A 19479-nucleotide genomic window follows, 5' to 3' on the forward strand; every position below is an offset into this window, starting at 1 on the left:
TTCATCGTATTGAACTGCTCCTGGGTCCAGAGGCACAGTACCCGGCGCTCAGGTCCAGTCCAGAACCACTTTGCCGCTCAATCCCGATTTCATCGCCGAGAACCCCTCGCGGAACTCATCGACCTTGAACCGATGGGTGATCACCCGGGACACGTCCAGCCCGTTCTGCAACATGGCAATCATCTTGTACCACGTCTCGAACATCTCGCGGCCATAGACACCCTTGATGGTGATCGCCTTGAACACGATGCGCGACCAGTCCACGGGCGACTTGCCCGGCGGAATGCCCAACAGCGCGATCTTGCCGCCCATCACCAATGCCTCGACCATCTGGTCGAGCGCCGCTTGCGACCCCGACATTTCCAGCCCCACATCGAACCCCTGTTTCAGGCCCAGCTCATGCTTCACATCAGCCAGCTCTTCGCGCGTGACATCCACGGTACGCGCCCTGGGCACCACATGCTGCGCCAGTTTCAGCCGGTCGGCATTGATATCGGTGATCACCACGTGGCGGGCGCCCGCGTGCTTGGCCACCGCCGCAGCCATGATGCCGATCGGGCCTGCGCCGGTGATCAGCACATCCTCACCCAACAGGTCAAAGCTCAGCGCCGTGTGCACCGCATTGCCCAGCGGGTCGAGGATGGCGCCGATTTCGTCGGGGATATCGTCGGGCAGCGGCACCACGTTGAAGGCGGGTAGGCGCAGATATTGTGCGAAGGCCCCCTGCACGTTGACACCGATCCCGCGCGTGCCCGGGTCCAGGTGGAACTTGCCCGCCCGGCTCTGACGGCTGTCGGTGCCGATCAGATGCCCCTCGCCCGAAACCCGCTGGCCGATGCTGAGGCCGGTGACATCACGGCCAAGCTCAACAATCTCGCCCGCGAATTCGTGGCCGGTGATCATCGGCACCGGTACCGTGTGGGCGGCCCATTCGTCCCAGTTCCAGATATGGATATCGGTGCCGCAGATGCCGGTCTTGTTGATCCTGATCAGCACATCGTCGGGGCCGATCTCGGGCACCGGTGCCTGCACCATCCACAGCCCCTCTTCCGGTTTGGATTTTTCCAGCGCTTTCATCGTGTTGGGTCGCATCAGATCACCCCCAATGCCTTGCCTGCGGTGGCAAACGCGGCCAGCGCGCGGTCCAGTTCCGCTCGTGTCAGGGCGGCGTTCATCTGGGTGCGGATACGCGCCTGTCCGCGCGGTACCACCGGAAAGAAAAAGCCCGAGACATAGACACCCTCGTCAAAGAGGCGCGCCGCCATGTCCTGCGCCAGCTTGGCCTCACCCAGCATCACCGGGATGATCGGGTGTTCGCCCTGCAAGAGGTCAAAGCCCAGGTCAGTAAGCCCGGCACGCCAATAGCGGGCATTGTCGAACAGCCGCGCGCGCAGGTCGGCGCCCTCTTCGACCAGCCGGATCGCCTCAATTCCGGCCGCCACGATGGCAGGTGGCAGCGAGTTAGAGAACAGATAGGGCCGCGCCCGCTGACGCAGCAGGTCGATGACCGGCTGCGGACCGGCGATATAGCCGCCGATGGCTCCGCCCAGCGCCTTGCCCAGCGTGCCGGTCAGGATATCCACGTCCAGCCCAAAATGTTCGGGCGTACCCGCGCCATGCGGCCCCATGAACCCGGTGGCGTGACAATCATCGACCATCACCACCGCATCATATTGCTGCGCCAACCGGGTGATCTCGGGCAGGTTGGCCAGATAGCCATCCATCGAGAACACACCATCGGTGGCAATCATCACATGCCGCGCGCCATCGGCGCGGGCTTGTTTCAGCTGCGCCTCAAGATCACCCATGTCGCTGTTGGCATAGCGATAGCGTTTCGCCTTGCAGAGCCGGATCCCGTCGATGATCGAGGCATGGTTGAGCGCGTCCGAGACAATCGCGTCCTCAGGCCCCAGAAGCGGTTCGAACAGCCCGCCATTGGCGTCGAAACAGGCGGCGAACAGGATCGCGTCATCCTTGTTCAGGAACCGCGCCAGCCGCTGCTCCAATTCGCGGTGAATGTCCTGCGTGCCGCAGATGAAGCGGACCGAGGCCATGCCGAACCCCTTGGGCTCCAGCGCGTCGCGCGCGGCGGCGATCAAGGCCGGGTGATCGGCCAGACCCAGATAGTTGTTGGCGCACAGGTTGATCACCTGCCGGTCGCCGACGGTGATTTCACCGCCCTGAGGTGAGGTGATCAGCCGCTCGCGTTTATAGAGGCCCTCGGCCTCGATCTGGGCAAGCGTATCGGTGAGATGGGACAGAAAGGATTGGGACATTGCGACCTCCGATTTGAGGCAATGTCTAGCATAACGGATATGATTCCGAAATAGGGGAATTCACTATGTTGGACAAAAATCCGTGAAACTGGACATCAACGCTCTTGCTTGCCCAAAGGTACCACATTGGGCACCGGATCGGGGGCCAGTTCCTCGAAATCGAAATTGTCCAGCCGCTGCGCCCGCCGCCCGGCCTTGTCGGCGCTGATCTTGATCTCCGAGATATCCTTGGCCGCTTGCCCGAAATGGCGGTCCAGGTTCTCGACCCGGTCGCCCAGCCGTTCCACATCCTTGTGCAGCAGGCTCAACTCCTTGCGGATGGCGCCGGCCTGTTCGCGCATCCGCGCGTCCTTGAGAATGGCGCGCATGGTGTTGAGCGTCGCCATGCAGGTGGTGGGCGACACGATCCAGACCCGCGCGGCGAAGCCTTCGCGCACGATATCGGCAAAATTGGCGTGCAACTCGGCATAGACCGCCTCGGACGGCAGGAACAGCAGGGCGCCATCGGCGGTTTCGCCCTCGATGATGTATCGCTCCGAGATTGCCTTGATATGCGCCCGCACGGCGGTTTTCATCTGGCGCGCGGCCTCGGCCAGTTGCGGCGGAGTCTCGGCCCGGCGCAACGCCTCATAGGCCTCCAGCGGGAACTTGCTGTCGATCACGATCGGGCCGGGCGGATTGGGCAGGTGGATCAGGCAATCGGCCCGCCGCCCGTTCGACAGCGTATGTTGCAGGGAATAGCTGTCACTCGGCAGCGCCTTGGACACGATATCGTTGAGCTGGATTTCGCCAAACGCGCCGCGAGTCTGCTTGTTGGACAGGATGTCCTGAAGCGACAGCACATCGCCCGACAGCTTGGTGATATTGTCCTGCGCCTTGTCGATGGCCGCCAGCCGTTCCTGCAATTGCGTCAGCGAGGTGGCGGTCTGTTTAGAGCTGCCATGCAGGGTGGTGCTCATCTTCTCCTGCATCTCAGTCAGGGCACGTTGCGCGCGCATGGCATTGTCGGCCAGCCGGTCGTTCATGTGCTGCTGCACGGCGGACAACCGCGCCTCGACCGTCTGGATCATTTGTACCTGCGCGTTGGCCTGCGCGTCCGAGACATGCGCCAGTCCGCCCCGCAACTGTTCCTGCCCCATGCTCAGTTGCTGCACGTTCTGGCCCAGAAAGGCGAGTTGCTGCGCCATCGGCTCGGTCGTCCGGGCCGAGCGGTTAGCGGCGCGTAGCGCAAGAAACAGCATGAGCAGGATCAACAGCACGATAGCAGCGGCGCCCAGAACCGCCATCACGATAGGGTCCTGCAAGGAATAGCTGTGATCGCCGATCTGAATCATGGTCCGCTCGCCTGTTCTTGTTTTGTTTTCAACTCCTATCCGGGATCGCCACCCGGATCAACTGCGTCCGAACAGCCGCTCGATATCGCTGAGTTTCAGTTCCACATAGGTGGGGCGCCCGTGGTTGCATTGGCCGGAATGGGGCGTCGCCTCCATCTCGCGCAAGAGCGCGTTCATCTCTTCGCCCCGCATGCGGCGGCCCGACCGGATCGATCCGTGACAGGCGACCCGGCTCAGGATCGCCTCGATCCGGGCCTGAAGCGTGGCGCTTTCGCCCTGATCGGCCAATTCGTCGAGGATATCGCGGAGCATCGCGCCCGCATCCACCGGCCCCAGGATCGCCGGGGTTTCACGCACCGCAACCGCACCGCCGCCAAAGGGCTCGATCATCAGGCCAAGGCGCGAGAGATCGTCGGAGAGATCGAGCAGACGCGCGCAATCGGCGTTGGAAAGCTCCACGATCTCGGGGATCAGCAGCGCCTGCGCCGCAACGCCGTTCTCGGCCATCTGACGCTTGAGTTTCTCATAGACCAACCGTTCATGCGCGGCGTGCTGGTCGACGATGACCATGCCATCGGCGGTTTGGGCGATGATGTAGTTTTCGTGCACCTGCCCGCGCGCCGCGCCCAGCGGCAGGGATTCGGGCGGGGTTTCGGCGGCTGGCTCCTCCGCCCTGCGGGCGTCCTCGCCGAGATCGGTTTCGACCATGCGACCGCTATAGCTGCCGGAGAGTTCGGCAAACCCGGGCGCCTGTGCCTGATAGGCGGCTGCGCGCGCGGCGGGTGAGGGCCGGTCCATCTGGTAGATGCGCGCGCCGGTCTGTTCCGGCCGCATCGCTCCCAGCGTCGCACCGGCCACGGTGGTCGAGGCACGATGCCCGGCCTCGGCTAAGGCATGCCGCAGGGCCGAGACGATCAGCCCCCGCGCCACGCCGGGATCGCGAAACCGCACCTCGGATTTTGCCGGGTGCACGTTCACGTCGACCAGGGTCGGATCGCAGTCGATGAACAGGGCTGCCGCCGGGTGCCGATCGCGGCTGAGAAAGTCGAAATAGGCCGCCCTCAGCGCTCCGGTCAGCATCTTGTCCCGCACCGGGCGCCCGTTGACGAAAAGATACTGCGCCACCGCCGCACCACGCGAATAGGTGGGCAAAGCCGCATAGCCGTAGAGCCGCAACCCCTCGCGCATCGTGTCGATGCGCAGGGCGTTGTCAGTGAACTCGCGCCCCATCACCCGGCCCAGCCGGTCGCGCAGCGCGTCAAAGAGGTCGCCGGTTTCCGCATCGGCGCGGAACACAAGCCGCCCCTCGACACCATCGGAGACGTCGCGCAGGGTGAAGGAAACCGAGGGTTCGGCCATGGCCAACCGCTTGACCGTATCGGTCACCGCCTGCGCCTCGGCGCGGTCGGTGCGCATGAATTTGAGCCGCGCTGGCGTGGCAAAGAAGAGATCGCGCAATTCCACCACGGTGCCCGCGCGCAGGGCGGCGGGTTTCACCGGGTCGACCCGGCCGCCCGAGACACGGATACTGGCGGCCTCGGCGCCCGGGGCGCGGCTGGTGATGGTCAGCCGCCCGACCGAGCCCAGCGAAGGCAGCGCCTCGCCCCGGAACCCGAAAGTGTGGATGTTGAGAAGGTCGGACCCGTCGATCTTGGACGTCGCATGGCGAGCCAATGCCAATGGCAATTGATCGGGCGTCATACCGCAGCCGTCATCGGTGACCCGGATCAGCGTCTTGCCACCATCCGCCAGGTCGATGCCGATGCGCGTGGCCCCGGCATCAATGGCATTTTCGACCAGTTCCTTGACCGCCGAGGCCGGACGCTCCACCACTTCGCCTGCCGCGATCCGATTGATCGCGGTTTCATCGAGTTGCCGAATGACCGGTCGAGAATCGCTGATATTGGGGTTCAGGTTTGCCATACCCCTACACCTAGCATGTTGGCGCGCGATTCTGCCACCGGTTTGATGGCGAACGCTGCCCGGTATTCGGATGGATCACCATGCCGGTTTCAGCATGGTCAATCGGCCGCAACACCGGACAGCGCGTGAGTGGTGGCGCGGGCCAGCCCCAACTGACCCTTCCAGCCGTCCATAGCTAGGCTGTTGGACCAAGGCTTTCCAGAGGCAGCAGGGTACTCCGGTAGGGATTGGCCGAAATGATGAAAGTTCTGGTGGTTATGCGCTGTTTCAGACCTGAACCGGTGCACCGCTTCGTGTCCGGCAGGGACCGAAGCGGGCGGCAAGCGCCAGAATCAGACCTGAGATCGTCGCGATCATGCCCGCCGCACTAACCGCGTCGCGCGCACCCAGCCACAGCGGCCCGTAGCCCGCCAGCACATAGCCCAGCACCGCCGAGAGGATGGCGAAAATAACGCTCCACCCCACCTGCCCTTCGAGCGTGTTGGTCATCATGCGCGCTGCGGCGGGCGGACAGATGAACATGGCGATGACGATGATCGAGCCGACCGCGTCAAAGGCCGCAACCGCCGCAACCGCCGCGACGATGACCAGCGCAAGGCCCAACAGATTGGTGCGGATGCCCAGCGTGCGGGCAAACCCTGCGTCAAAGGTGGAGAGTTTCAGGGCCCGCCAGAACAGCCAGATGAAGCCTGCCACCCCGATCAGCGTGACCAGGATGCGCGCCAGTTCCACCGGCAGTCCGGCCAGGGCCACCGGATCGAGCAGCGAGGCCCAGCCGGTGGCATCCAGCCAGATCAGGCTTTCCAGATTGCCGTAAAGCGCATGTTCCACATCCAGGTGCACGGTCGATGTGTCGGTCTGCTCCAACAGCAGCACCCCGGCGGCAAACATGGTGGTAAAGACCACGCCCATCGCCGCGCCCGGCTCGATCCGGCCTAGACGGCGGATCGCCTCGATCAGCACCACCGCGACCACGGCAGCCCCGGCAGCGCCCAGCATCATCGGCCAGGCGGCGATGACTCCGGTCAACAGAAAGGCGACCACGATGCCCGGCAACACCACATGGCTGATCGCATCGCCGATCAGCGCCTGCCGACGCAACACCAGGAAATTGCCGGGCAGGGCACAGGCCACGGCGGCAAGAACGCCGATCAACAGCGGTGTCAGTGACAGCGGGACAAACTCGGAACCGTTCATGCCAGGACCTCCTGCGGGCCGCCGATGCGGCTGTCGATTTCGGCAATCTGGTCACGGGTCAGCACAGTCTCGATGTCGCGCAACCCGTCATAGAGCGCGGCCGCGGCTTCATGGGCGTGGTCGGCGCGCACGATCTGCCACCGCTTTTCGTCGCGCAGCGCCTTGGCTGCACGCGCGCGGCCCGCATCTGTGGCCACCCCGTCCGCGCGTACCAGATCGGCACGGCGCAACAGTCGCAGCGTCAGTTGTTCATAGATCGGTTGTCCCTGCGCCAGCGCCAGCAGCCCCTGCCGCAGATGTACCCGGCGCTGGAACCGCAGGTGGCGCAACAGCGCGGCCAGCACCCCGCGCCCCGGTGCCACCAGAAGCGACAGCGCAAAGAAGGCGAAGGCCACCAGCACGATGATCGGCCCGGTGGGCAGATTGGGGGCCGAGGCCGAGATCGCCGCACCCAGATAACCCGCCAGACCGCCGGTCAACCCGCTTAGCAGCACCACGCGATCCGAGCGCTCGGTCCAGAACCGCGCGGTGACCGGCGGGATGATCAAGAGCGCCACGATCAGGATCAGGCCCACGATCTTCAGCCCGATGACGGTGACCGCCATAACCAGCCCCATCATCGCCAGATCGACCCGGTGCACCGGCACCCCGCGCGCGGCGGCATATTCAGGGTCAAAGGCCACCAGCGTCATCGGGCGGCGGATCAGCAGGATCAGCGCCAGCGTACCCGCGCCGCCCAACGCAATCACCAGCGCATCGGCCCAGAGCATGCCCGCGGTAGACCCCAGCAGGAACCCCTCCAACCCCGCCTGACGCCCAACACCCAGAGTCTGGATCACCGTCAGCAGCACAATGCCGAAGCCGAAGAACACTGACAGCACCGCGCCGATCGCCGCGTCTTCGGCCAGGCGCGTGTTGCGTGTCAACCAGTTCAGGCACAAAAGCCCGATCCAGGCCGAGAGCGCCGATCCAGCCAGCAGGCCCGGCAGGCTGCGCCCGTCGCCGCCCAGCGCCACCATCAGCAGAAAGGCCAGACAGATGCCGGGCAGCGTCGCATGGCTGATCGCGTCACTGACCAGTGCGCGCTTGCGCAGGAACAGGAAGGTGCCGGTCACCCCGGCCGAAATGCCCAACAAGGTCGCACCAACCGCGACCAGCGTGGCGTTATAGCCCAGTTGCAGCAAGAGCGCGTCGCGCAGCATCGGATCAGCCCAACACGCGCGCCAGTTGGTCGACCTGCGCCGTTGCCAGCCGTCCGCCGTAGGCGGCTTGCAGATGGTCGGCGGTAAAGGTCTCGGCCACCGGCCCTTCGGCCACGCGGCGGGTGTTGATCAGGAAGACATGGTCGAAATAGTCGCTCACCGTGGCCAGATCGTGATGCACCACGACCACGGTGCGCCCGGCCTCTTTCAGCGACTTCAGAACCGAGATGATCGCCTTTTCCGTCGCCGCATCGACACCGGCAAAGGGTTCGTCCAACAGATAAAGATCGGCGTCTTGCGCCAGCGCGCGAGCCAGGAACACCCGCTGCTGCTGGCCACCCGACAATTGGCCGATCTGCCGGTCGGCGAAATCGCGCATGCCGACGCGCGCGAGGCAATCGAGCGCCCGCGCCTTGTGCCGCGCATGCAAGCGGCCAAGCAGGCCAAGTTCGCGATATAGCCCCATCAGAACAACGTCGATCACCCGGGTCGGGAAATCCCAGTCGACACTGGCGCGCTGCGGAACATAGGCGATCTGTGCGCGCTGTTCCTCAAGCGGGCGGCCAAACACGGTGACCTGCCCCGACAGCGGCTTGACGATGCCCAGCGCCGCCTTGAGCAGGGTCGATTTCCCCGCCCCGTTCGGCCCGATGATCGCCGTCATCGCGCCCGGCTGCACCGTCATGTCCACCGAGAACACGGCCGGTTTCTGCCCGTAGGACACGGTCAGCCCGCGCACCGCCAGCGGGCTGGAGGCGATGCTGTTATCCGACAGACGGATACCCTTATCTGCGGCCAGTTCGATCATCGCTCAGAACCCCGCCGACAATTTGCCATCCATGCCGCGTGCCGGCACCTGCCCGCCCAATGCGGCGGCGATGGTGGTGATGTTGTGATCGAGCATGCCCAGATAGGTCCCCTCATAAGAGCCGTCAGGCCCCATCGCATCGGAAAAAAGCTCGCCGCCCACCTGCACCTGATGCCCCTGTGCCGCGGCGCCTTCGATCAGCGCCCGAACCGAGCGGTCCGAGACCGAGCTTTCGACAAAGACCGCCGTGATCTTGCGCGACACAAGCGTGTCGACCAGTTCCGCGATGCGGTTCAGCCCCGCCTCGGACTGGGTCGAGATGCCTTGCACGCCCAGAACTTCAAACCCATAGGACCGCCCGAAATAGCCGAACGCGTCATGCGCGGTGACCAGCACCCGTTTGCCCTCGGGCACCGTAGCCAGAACCGTTTCGGCGTAGTCGGACAACCGATCCAAATCGGCGATATGGCGGGCGGCATTTGCAGCAAAGGTCTCGGCGGCCTCGGGGCGGGTCTCGGTCAGGGCACGCGCGACCTCGGCGACCACCTCGCGCCACAGATCCGGGGTCATCCAGACATGCGGGTCGAACTTGTCGGCATAGTCGTCATGGGCGCGCAGGCGCGCGGGCTCGATGCCTTCGGCCACGGCAACCACCTGACGCTTGCGGCCAAGATCGTGGAAAAAGCTCTCCATCTGCGCTTCGAGGTAGAGGCCGTGCCACAGCACCAGATCGGCGCGGGTCATGGCGACGATGTCGCTGCGGGTTTGCCGATAGGCATGCGGGTCGACGCCCGGCCCCATCAGGCCGGTGACCTCGACCAGATCGCCGCCGACCTGCCGGGCGGCATCGGCGATCATGCCGGTGGTCGCCACCACACGCAACGGCGCGTCGGCCCAAGCGGCCATAGGCAGGCTGCATGTCAGGACAAGTGCGGCAAGGAACCCACGGCGAATCATCGCATACCTCGAAATCCAACTCTCATGCAGATGAATATGAGAACCATTCGCAACTAAGTCAACGCAATTGAGAATTATTCGCAAGAAAGGATAGTTTTGTCCGAAAGGTAAAATTTTGACGCCGCGACCCGCCTGCCTCCGCTTGCCATTCTGTCGCAGGTCATGCGACCTTGGCCGGGAACCTCCCAAAGGATGTGAAGATGGAAACGCAGAGCCTTGAGCGCACCGCGCATCTGCCGCAAGTGACCGAGCCGCGAAACCCCGGCATGGAACTGGACCTCGACTGGGTTCGCGCGGTGCAGGCCAATACTTCGGCGATCGAGCGGCGGGCGGCGACGCTGCCCGGCAGGCGCTCGGTGAAAAAGGATCATCAGGCTGCCTGGCTGCTGAAAGCGATCACGCTGATCGACCTGACCACGTTGTCGGGCGATGACACGGTGGGACGGGTGCGGCGGCTCTGCGCCAAGGCGCAGCAACCGGTGTCACCCGCGCTGTTGGAGACGATGGGCATGGGCCCGATTACCACCGGCGCGGTCTGCGTCTATCACGACATGATCGAAACGGCGGTCGAGGCGCTCAAGGGCACCGGCATTCCGGTGGCCGCCGTCAGCACCGGGTTTCCGGCCGGCCTGTCGCCCTTTCACCTGCGGGTGGCCGAGATCGGCGAAAGCGTGGCCGCCGGTGCCGAGGAAATCGACATCGTGATCTCGCGGCGCCATGTGCTGACCGGCGACTGGCAGGCGCTTTATGACGAGATGAAGGCGTTCCGCGCGGCCTGTGGTCATGCCCATGTCAAGGCGATCCTGGCAACCGGAGAGCTGGGAAGCTTGCGCAACGTTGCGCGCGCCTCGCTGGTCTGCATGATGGCGGGGGCGGATTTCATCAAGACCTCCACCGGCAAGGAAAGCGTCAACGCCACCCTGCCCGTGTCGCTGGTGATGATCCGCGCCATCCGCGACTATTACGACCGCACCGGATACCGGGTCGGCTACAAGCCCGCTGGGGGCATTTCCAAGGCCAAGGACGCGCTGGTCTATCTGGCGCTGATCAAGGATGAGCTGGGCGACCGCTGGCTGCAACCGGACCTGTTCCGCTTTGGCGCCTCGTCGCTGCTGGGCGATATCGAACGGCAGCTGGAACATCACGTGACCGGCGCCTATTCGGCGGGCTACCGCCATCCCATGGGCTGAGGACAAGACAATGACCATCAAGGAACTCTTCGACACCATGGAATACGGTCCCGCCCCCGAAAGCGCCGCCGAGGCGCTGGCCTGGCTGGTCGATCAGGGCGACCGGTTCGGCCATTTCATCGACGGCGCCTTTACCGCGCCGGGTGACGGGTTCGACAGCCGCAACCCCGCCACCGGCGAGGTTCTGGCCACGCTGACCCAGGCGACCCAAACCGATGTGGATGCCGCCGTTGCCGCCGCCCGCAAGGCGCAGCTGAAATGGGCCGCGCTGGGTGGCGCGGGCCGGGCGCGATACCTCTATGCCATTGCGCGGCTGATGCAGAAGCACAGCCGTCTGTTCGCCGTGCTGGAAACCCTCGACAACGGCAAGCCCATTCGCGAGAGCCGTGATATCGACATTCCGCTGGCGCAGCGGCATTTCTACTATCATGCGGGCATGGCGCAGTTGATGGAAAGCGAGCTGCCCGATGCCGAGCCATTGGGCGTCTGCGGTCAGATCATCCCGTGGAACTTCCCCTTGCTGATGCTGGCGTGGAAGGTTGCCCCGGCGCTGGCCATGGGCAACACCGTGGTGCTGAAACCCGCCGAGTACACCTCGCTCACCGCGCTCTTGTTTGCCGATATCTGCCAGCAGGCGGGTCTGCCCAAGGGCGTCGTCAACATCGTCACCGGCGACGGCGGCGTGGGCGAGATGATCGTGGCGTCGGATGTGGACAAGATCGCCTTTACCGGCTCCACCGCCGTGGGCCGCCGCATCCGCGAGGCCACTTCCGGGAGGGGGCTGGAGCTGACGCTCGAACTGGGCGGCAAGTCCGCCTATATCGTGTTTGACGATGCCGATATCGACAGCGCCATCGAGGGGCTGGTCGATGCGATCTGGTTCAATCAGGGCCAGGTCTGCTGCGCCGGGTCGCGCCTGTTAGTGCAAGAGGGCATCGCTGACCGCTTTCATACCAAGCTGCGCGCCCGGATGGACGGGCTGCGGCTGGGCAATCCACTGGACAAGTGCATAGACGTCGGCGCGGTGGTCGATCCGGTGCAGTTGCAGACCATAGAGCGGATGGTTGCCAGCAACACGGCCGGACAGGTGCACCGTGCCGCCTGCACCCTGCCCGAAAACGGCTGCTATTATCCCCCGACCCTGATCACCGGATTGTCGACCAGCGACCCGCTGATGCAGGAAGAGATCTTTGGCCCTGTCCTCGTCTCGACCACCTTCCGCACCCCGGCCGAGGCGGTGGAACTGGCCAACAACACCCGCTATGGGCTGGCCGCCACGGTCTGGACCGAGAATGTGAACCTTGCGCTCGACATCGCGCCGAAACTGGTGGCGGGTGTGGTCTGGGTGAATGCCACCAACCTGTTTGATGCCGCCGCCGGTTTTGGCGGTGTCCGCGAAAGCGGCTTTGGCCGTGAAGGCGGGTGGGAGGGGCTGGCCGCCTATACCCGGCCCAAGGGCAAGCGCAAGGCGCTGGCCCGGATCGAGCCTGCCAGTGGCCATGGCGCCCCGGTCGATCCGATCGACCGCACGGCGAAGCTTTATGTCGGGGGCAAACAGGCGCGTCCCGATGGTGGCTATTCCCGACCTGTCTGGGGCAAATCCGGCCTGTTGGGTCATGTGGGCCTGGCCAACCGCAAGGATGTGCGCAACGCGGTCGAAGCGGCCTCAGGTGCCGCCGGATGGGCCAGAACCACCGGCCATTTGCGCGCGCAGATCCTCTATTACATCGGCGAAAACCTGTCGGCCCGCGCCGCCGAATTCGCCCATCGCATCGACTCTATGACCGGCAAGCGCAGCGGCGCAAAGGAGGTCGAGGCCAGCATCCAGCGTCTGTTCACCGCCGCCGCCTGGGCCGACAAGTATGACGGCCAGGTGCATGGCGTGCCGATCCGGGGCGTGGCGCTGGCGATGAAGGAGCCGGTTGGCGTGATCGGCGCGCTTTGCGCGGACGAGGCGCCGCTCCTGGGCCTTGTCTCGGTCATGGCGCCCGCGATTGCGATGGGCAACCGCGTTGTGCTGGCGGCAAGCGAGCCCTATCCGCTGGCGGCCACCGACTTCTACCAGATCCTCGACACCTCGGACGTGCCGGCAGGCGTGGTCAACATCCTGACCGGCAGCCATGCGGAGCTGGCCAAGCCGCTGGCATCACACTTGAACGTGGATGCGGTCTGGTCCTTCTCCTCGACCGATCTGTCGGCCGAGATCGAAAAGGCGGCTTCGGGCAACCTGAAACGGACCTGGGTCAATAACGCAACGTCCCTTGACTGGAGCGTGGACCATAGCAAGCGCTTCCTTCAGGCTGCGACCGAGATCAAGAACATCTGGGTGCCCTACGGAGAATAGGGCATCCCTGCCCAAGGGAGGCTCTACATGGATTTCATCGGCAAGACCGTCGTGGTGATCGGCGGCACCAGCGGCATCAATCGCGGCATCGCGCTGGCCTTTGCCCGGGCCGGCGCAAGGCTGGCCGTGGCCAGCCGCAGCCAGGACAAGGTGGACGACACCGTGACCGAACTGCGCGCCGCAGGGGCGCAAGAGGCCCTCGGCGCATCCTTCGATGTGCGCGATGCCGAGGCGGTGGCCGCGGGCCTGCAAGCGTTCCGCGATCAACTCGGTGAATTCGATGTGCTGGTTTCGGGCGCGGCGGGCAACTTTCCTGCGCTGACGGCGGACATGTCGATCAACGCCTTCAAGACGGTGATCGACATCGACCTGATGGGCACCGTGCATGTGATGAAGGGCGCCTATCCGCATCTGAAACGCCCCGGCGCCAGCATCATCAACATCTCGGCGCCGCAATCCTGGCTGCCCTACGAGGGGCAGGCGCATGTCTGCGCCGCCAAGGCGGGCGTCGACCAGATCACCCGCACGCTGAGTCTGGAATGGGGGCCAGAAGGGATCCGGGTGAACTCGGTCGTGCCGGGTTTCATAGAAGGAACCGAAGGTGCCAAGCGGCTGGCCCCCAGCCCCGAGGCAGAGAAAAGCTTCAAGAAAGATGTGCCGCTGGGCCGCTGGGGTCAGCCGCAGGACGTGGCCAATGCCTGCCTGTTCCTCGGTTCGGACATGGCCGCCTATATCAGCGGAACGGTTCTATCGGTCGATGGCGCGCTGTATCAGCGTGGCTCGGGCCGGGCCGGGCAGATGATCGGCCAGATGCTGCGCGCGATGCCGAAACGCGGGTGAAACGCGGCGGCCACCGGGACCGGTGGCCCGCCCGTCAGTTGGTGCTGTCCAATCCCACGGGTTTGCCGACCACGGTAAAACTCAGCCCCTCGGGGTCGAGAAACTCGGCGGCAAAGGCGTTGATCTCGTCCAGCGTGACCGCGTTCACCTGATCGTTGCGGGTGGCGATATACTCGATCGGCAAACCCTGGACCTGCATTCCCACAAGGATGTTGGCAATGCGCCCATTGCCATCGAATCGCAACGGATAGGCCCCGGTCAGATAGGTCTTGGCATCCTCCAACTCCTTGGCGGATACGCCATTCGCGGCCACATCAGCCCATACGTCTCGGATCACGGCAACGGCTTCGGCAATCTTGTCATTGGCCGAAGCGACGGACCCCATGTAGATCGACGCCAGATCCTTGGGCAGCAGATAGGAATAGACCCCGTATGTCAGACCACGTTTCTCGCGCACTTCCTGCATCAGCCGGCTTTCGAACCCGCCGCCACCGATGATGTGGTTCAGGATATAGGCCGTAAAGAATTTCGGATCGTCCCGGTCGATGCCCTGCTGGACGAACAGTGCCACGGATTGTGGCGTGTCGAAATCCACAATCTCAACTCCGCCCGGAATGCTGGTCTTGGCCTTTTCAGGGATCGGCGCGCCGGTTTCGGGCAGATCAGCCAGAAGCCTATCCAGCACGGCACCCAGTTCCTCGGCGGTGATATCCCCCACGGCCCCGACAAAGACGCGATCCCGCGCCACAGCCCCCTCAAAGGCGGCGACGATATCGTCCCGTGTCAATGCCGAAACGCTTTCGATGCTGCCCTTGCCCTCGGTTGCATAGGGGTGCTCGCCATAGACAGCTGCCGACAGCGCCGCACCGGCAATGCTGTTAGGGTTCGTCTCGTCCGATCTGAGGCCCGATATCACCTGCGCCCGCACCCGATCTATTGCATCCTGATCGAACCGCGGCGCATGCAGGGTCGTGCGCAGCAACTCGATCACCTGATCCCTGTTTTCGGTCAGGAAACGGGTCGAGATCGACAGGGTGTCATCGGTTACGTCAAAACCGAACGACGCCGACAACTCTTCGAGCCGCCGCGCGTAGGCGCGCGCGTCAAGATCCCCGGCGCCTTCCTCGATCAGGCCCGTCATCAGATAGGTCGCGCCGCGCTTTCCCGGTGTATCGAGCGATGTGCCACCCTGAAACCAGATCTCCAGCGCGGTAAAGGGGATCGAGTGATCCTCGACCAGCCATGCGTTCAGGCCGCCGGGCGACGTGACTTCCTTGATCTTGACCTCGGCCCATGCGGGCAAGACGATGATCAGGGCAATAGCACAGGCAAACAGGCGGTTCATTGCGTCACCTCCGCATCTTTCATCAGCCAGCCAGTGACCGATGCCTCGGGCTTCAGCACAGTTCGTGCCGCAGCGATGATATCCTCACCGGTCACCGCTTGCAGGATAGTAGGCCAGGCCTGCACATCCTCAACCGTCAAGCCGCTGGCAAGCGCCGCGCCATACCGGTTGCCGATGCCGTCAACGTTGTCCCGCTCGTAGATGAGCGCGGCGCGCAACTGCATCTTTATCCGATCCAGATCTGCCTGATCCACACCTTCGGCGATGAAATCGGCAAGTGTCTTGTCCATCGCGTCTTCGGCCTCTTGCAGGGACACCCCCTGCGCCGGAACCACGATCAGGTCAAAGGTCGTATCGTCCAACGACATGCCGCCATAGAAGGCGCCGGTATAGATCGCGGTCTGGCTGTCGAATTGCAGCTTCTCGTTCAGATAGGATGTGGTGCCACCGCCCAGAAGTTCGGCCAGAAGATAAAGGGCTGCGGCAGTCTCTTGCGCGCCGCTGTCACGTTCTGGCGCAAGATACGAGCGCTGCACATAGGGTTGCGCAACACGCGCATCCTTGAAGGTCAGCCTGCGCGCCGCCGTTTGCGGCGGCTCTTGCGTTCTGAACCGTTCCGGCAGGTCAGGGTTGGCAGGGATCACCCCGTAATAGGTCTCGGCAAGCGTGCGCACCGCCTCCGGTTCCACATCGCCGGTGACCACAAGGATGGCGTTATTCGGCGTGTAGTAGGTCCGGTAGAAGGACAGCGCATCGTCCATGTCGAGCGTTTCCATCTCGTGTTTCCAACCGATCACCGGCACGCCATAGCGATGGTTGAGGAATTGCGCCGCGTCCATCTGTTCGCCGAACAAGGCGCGCGGATTGTTCTCGGTGCGCTGATTGCGCTCTTCCAGTATCACGTCGCGCTCGGTCACGATATCGCGCTCGGTCAGGCGGATGTTGCGCATCCGGTCCGCCTCCATCCGCATCATCAACTCCAGCCGGTCGGCTGCGACCCTTTGGAAATATGCGGTGTAGTCATACGAGGTGAATGCGTTGTCGGTCCCGCCATTGGCGGCGACGGTGGCCGACAATTCACCCGCTTCAAGCGTGTCCGTCGCCTTGAACAACAGGTGTTCCAGGAAATGCGCGACCCCAGATGACCCCACCGGCTCGTCTGCTGATCCGGCCCGGTACCAGACCATGTGCTGCACCACGGGCGCGCGGTGATCCTCGATCACCACGACGTCCATTCCGTTGTCCAAAGTAAAGGTCGTGACTGTCTCCTGCCCTTCGGCCGCCCCAAGATGCGGCGCGGCAAACAGGGCGGCGGCAAGAGCTAGAGCCCGGGCCATACGCATCCTCCATGTCTTTAGCCGACAACCTACGACGGGTCCGGCGGTGTTCAAGACGCGCTGACGTAAAATTAAGGATTATTCATCCTCGGGCGGCGCCGATGGCGTTGCGGCTCCTGCGCGGCGGAACGCCTCGGTCTGATCGAACGGGTTGAGCGCGTTCTTGCGATACGCCTGCTCGTACCGGTCGACCGGGAACAGGCGCAGACGGGTCCAGCGCCCCTGCCGCTTGCGGAAGGCCGCGTCTTCCTCGGCCAGCGCCACGCGGGTATTGGCCGGAACGCCATAGCGGCTGGATGCGGTAATCAGCGCCTGATCGGACGACGGAACACCCTGACCGGGCACCAAGGCGGTTTCTTTTCCGCCCAGTGCCGCCACCGCGTCGCCCAGCGGATTCGGGTCGGTCAGGTTCGCACCACCCGGCGTGGGGGCAGGCAAGACCGCGTAATCCTTGGGTTGCGTCAAGGGCTTGACCGGCAGCACCCCAAATTCGTCGGGGCCCGAACCCTGCGGACGAATGTCGCGCAGGCCCTTGCTCGAGCAGCCCGAAACCGCAACTGCGGTAGCGATCATGATCAAAGCCAGCGGCGCGCGCATGGTCAACTCCTGCCTGTTTCGAGGGGTTTTATCGCATATCCCCGCCCCCGTCACGAGGGCTTTTTACCGTCCAGCAGGATCAGGCCCGCCGCACCCGCAAAGATAAAGATATCGGCAACGTTAAAGACGAACGGATTCTCGATTCCGCAGCAGGACATGTTGAGGAAATCGAGCACATATCCATAAAGCAACCGGTCGATCACATTTCCGAGCGCACCGCCGATCAGAAGACCACCGCTGATCATCATAAGGCGCGAGGGTTTTCCGCGCGACAGCCAGATCACGACCACTGCGCAGATCACCAGGGACAGGCCGATCAACACCCATCTGGAAGCATCGCTTTCGCCCTGGAACAGGCCAAAATTGATGCCCCGATTCTCGCCATAACGAAACCGCAGCAGGGGCGGCAGCACGTCGATGCTGCCGCGATGGGCCACGTCCATGACATAGATGACAAGGTACTTGCTGGCCTGATCCAGCAGAAAGGCCCAGAACCCGGCCCAGAAAAGCGCCCGCATCCGCATCAGTGCCGGAAATGCCGCATGCCGGTGAAAACCATGGCCAGCCCGGCATCATCGGCCGCCTTGATCACCTCGTCATCGCGCATCGAGCCGCCGGGCTGGATCACGCAAGTGCCACCAGCCGCCGCCGCCTCCAACAGCCCGTCCGGGAACGGAAAGAACGCATCCGAGGCCACCGCGCAGCCCTTGGCCGGGCTTTCGGTCAGACCAAGTTCGGCGGCCATGCGCTGCGCCTTGGCCGCGGCCACATTAGCACTGTCGAGCCGGCTCATCTGGCCCGCGCCGACCCCCACGGTGGCACGGTCCTTGACATAGACGATCGCGTTCGACTTGACGTGCTTGCCGACCTTCCAGGCAAACAGCAGGTCTGCCATCTGGGCCTTGGTCGGAGTCTTCCTAGTCACAACCTTGAGATCGGCCACGTCGACATGGCCCACATCCTTGTCCTGCACCAGCATGCCACCGGCCACCTGTTTCATCGCCACGATCGGCTGGCGCGGATCGGGCAGGCCATCAGTCAGCAACAGACGCAGGTTCTTCTTGGCGGCAAAGATCGCGATGGCCTCGTCGGATGCGCCGGGGGCGATCACCACCTCGGTGAATATCTCGACGATCTTGCCAGCGGTTTCCGCGTCCAGAGGCTGGTTCAGCGCCACGATCCCGCCAAAGGCGCTGGTCCGGTCGCAGTCAAACGCCTTTTGATAGGCCTCGGACAGGGTCGTACCCAGCGCCACGCCGCAGGGGTTGGCATGCTTGATGATGGCGCAGGCCGGGCCGTTCTCGGGGGCGAACTCGGCCACCAGTTCGAACGCCGCATCGGTGTCGTTGATGTTGTTGTAGCTCAGTTCCTTGCCTTGCAACTGGCGCGCGGTGGCCACGCCCGGGCGGTTCGAGCCATCGGTATAGAACGCCGCCTGCTGGTGGCTGTTCTCGCCATAGCGCAGGGTCTGTTTCAGCTCGCCGGCAAAGGCGCGGCGGCGCGGGGCCTCCAATTCCAGTTGACCCGCCATCCAGTTGCTGACGGCGGCGTCATAGGCGGCAGTGCGGGCATAGGCAGTTTGCGCCAGCCGCTGGCGGAAGGCATAGGAGGTCTGGCCGTCATTGGCGGCCATCTCGGCCAGCAGGGCATCATAATCCGCGACATCCACCACCACGTTGACAAAGGCGTGGTTCTTGGACGCCGCACGGATCATCGCCGGGCCGCCGATGTCGATGTTCTCGATACAGTCGTCATAATCCGCACCCTTGGCGACGGTCGCCTCGAACGGGTAGAGGTTGACGACCAGCAGGTCGATACCCGCGATACCGTGCTGCTCCATCGCTGCCACATGATCGGCATTGTCGCGCAGCGCCAGCAGGCCGCCATGCACCATCGGGTGCAGCGTCTTGACCCGGCCATCCATCATCTCGGGGAAACCGGTCACCTCGGCCACGTCGCGCACCGTCAACCCAGCGTCCCGCAGCGCCTTGGCGGTACCGCCCGTCGACAACAGCTCGACCCCGCGCGCGGCGAGAGCCTGGCCCAGCTCGATCAGTCCGGTCTTGTCGGAAACGGAAAGAAGCGCGCGGCGCACGGGGGAAAGGTCGGTCATTTGCTCGGGGTCCTTA

Annotated in this window: 16 protein-coding genes; 3 read left to right on the forward strand and 13 right to left on the reverse strand. The window is 64.1% G+C overall.

Annotated elements, in window-relative coordinates; translation table 11 throughout:
• Window positions 1-48: 48 nt before the first annotated feature.
• The 8 genes from tdh to OE747_RS04470 form a co-directional block, all read right to left on the reverse strand.
• Window positions 49-1077 carry an L-threonine 3-dehydrogenase gene (tdh, locus tag OE747_RS04435; protein ID WP_263827541.1) on the reverse strand — a complete coding sequence of 343 codons (1029 nt, stop codon included), beginning with the start codon at window positions 1075-1077 and terminating at the stop codon, window positions 49-51.
• Window positions 1078-1091: 14 nt separating this feature from the next.
• The gene (locus OE747_RS04440; protein ID WP_263827394.1) at window positions 1092-2276 is read right to left on the reverse strand and encodes a glycine C-acetyltransferase; all 1185 of its coding nucleotides are present in this window, start codon (window positions 2274-2276) and stop codon (window positions 1092-1094) included.
• A gap of 95 nt (window positions 2277-2371) precedes the next feature.
• Window positions 2372-3610: a DNA recombination protein RmuC gene (locus tag OE747_RS04445; protein WP_263827395.1), complete on the reverse strand. Its 1239-nt coding sequence runs from the start codon at window positions 3608-3610 to the stop codon at window positions 2372-2374.
• Between the two features lie 57 nt (window positions 3611-3667).
• Window positions 3668-5533, reverse strand: coding sequence for a DNA mismatch repair endonuclease MutL (gene mutL / locus OE747_RS04450; protein ID WP_263827396.1), 1866 nt, complete (start codon window positions 5531-5533; stop codon window positions 3668-3670).
• A gap of 267 nt (window positions 5534-5800) precedes the next feature.
• A complete protein-coding gene (locus tag OE747_RS04455; protein ID WP_263827397.1) occupies window positions 5801-6730 on the reverse strand; it encodes a metal ABC transporter permease in 930 nt (309 codons plus the stop codon).
• Entirely contained in the window at window positions 6727-7932 is a 1206-nt protein-coding gene (locus OE747_RS04460) for a metal ABC transporter permease (protein ID WP_263827398.1), read from the reverse strand. Before OE747_RS04460 ends, OE747_RS04455 begins: the two co-directional genes overlap by 4 nt.
• A gap of 4 nt (window positions 7933-7936) precedes the next feature.
• On the reverse strand, window positions 7937-8740 hold the full coding sequence (locus tag OE747_RS04465; RefSeq protein WP_263827399.1) for a metal ABC transporter ATP-binding protein: 804 nt from the start codon (window positions 8738-8740) through the stop codon (window positions 7937-7939).
• Between the two features lie 3 nt (window positions 8741-8743).
• Entirely contained in the window at window positions 8744-9697 is a 954-nt protein-coding gene (locus OE747_RS04470) for a metal ABC transporter solute-binding protein, Zn/Mn family (RefSeq protein ID WP_404818292.1), read from the reverse strand.
• Window positions 9698-9897: 200 nt separating this feature from the next.
• Here OE747_RS04470 and deoC point away from each other — a divergent pair, with 200 nt between their 5' ends.
• The 3 genes from deoC to OE747_RS04485 are packed head-to-tail and all read left to right on the forward strand — an operon-like array spanning window position 9898 to window position 14071.
• Entirely contained in the window at window positions 9898-10887 is a 990-nt protein-coding gene (deoC, locus tag OE747_RS04475; protein WP_263827401.1) for a deoxyribose-phosphate aldolase, read from the forward strand.
• A 10-nt stretch (window positions 10888-10897) separates the two neighbouring features.
• Window positions 10898-13231 carry an aldehyde dehydrogenase family protein gene (locus OE747_RS04480; RefSeq protein WP_263827402.1) on the forward strand — a complete coding sequence of 778 codons (2334 nt, stop codon included), beginning with the start codon at window positions 10898-10900 and terminating at the stop codon, window positions 13229-13231.
• Between the two features lie 27 nt (window positions 13232-13258).
• Complete coding sequence (locus tag OE747_RS04485) at window positions 13259-14071, forward strand: SDR family oxidoreductase (protein WP_263827403.1); 813 nt, start codon at window positions 13259-13261, stop codon at window positions 14069-14071.
• Window positions 14072-14105: 34 nt separating this feature from the next.
• Here the strand turns inward: OE747_RS04485 and OE747_RS04490 are convergent, their stop codons facing one another.
• From OE747_RS04490 to purH, 5 genes are all read right to left on the reverse strand, one after another.
• Entirely contained in the window at window positions 14106-15416 is a 1311-nt protein-coding gene (locus OE747_RS04490) for a M16 family metallopeptidase (protein ID WP_263827404.1), read from the reverse strand.
• Window positions 15413-16753 (reverse strand): M16 family metallopeptidase, encoded by a 1341-nt coding sequence (locus OE747_RS04495; RefSeq protein WP_263827405.1) that lies wholly within the window; start codon window positions 16751-16753, stop codon window positions 15413-15415. The genes OE747_RS04490 and OE747_RS04495 overlap by 4 nt, the downstream gene beginning before the upstream one ends.
• A gap of 78 nt (window positions 16754-16831) precedes the next feature.
• Window positions 16832-17350, reverse strand: coding sequence for a DUF3035 domain-containing protein (locus OE747_RS04500; protein WP_263827406.1), 519 nt, complete (start codon window positions 17348-17350; stop codon window positions 16832-16834).
• 50 nt (window positions 17351-17400) lie between these two features.
• The gene (lspA, locus tag OE747_RS04505; RefSeq protein ID WP_263827407.1) at window positions 17401-17874 is read right to left on the reverse strand and encodes a signal peptidase II; all 474 of its coding nucleotides are present in this window, start codon (window positions 17872-17874) and stop codon (window positions 17401-17403) included.
• Window positions 17874-19463 carry a bifunctional phosphoribosylaminoimidazolecarboxamide formyltransferase/IMP cyclohydrolase gene (purH, locus tag OE747_RS04510; protein WP_263827408.1) on the reverse strand — a complete coding sequence of 530 codons (1590 nt, stop codon included), beginning with the start codon at window positions 19461-19463 and terminating at the stop codon, window positions 17874-17876. Before purH ends, lspA begins: the two co-directional genes overlap by 1 nt.
• Between the last annotated feature and the right edge of the window lie 16 nt (window positions 19464-19479).

This window comes from Ruegeria aquimaris (genome assembly GCF_025751555.1).
GTDB lineage: Bacteria > Pseudomonadota > Alphaproteobacteria > Rhodobacterales > Rhodobacteraceae > Ruegeria_B > Ruegeria_B aquimaris.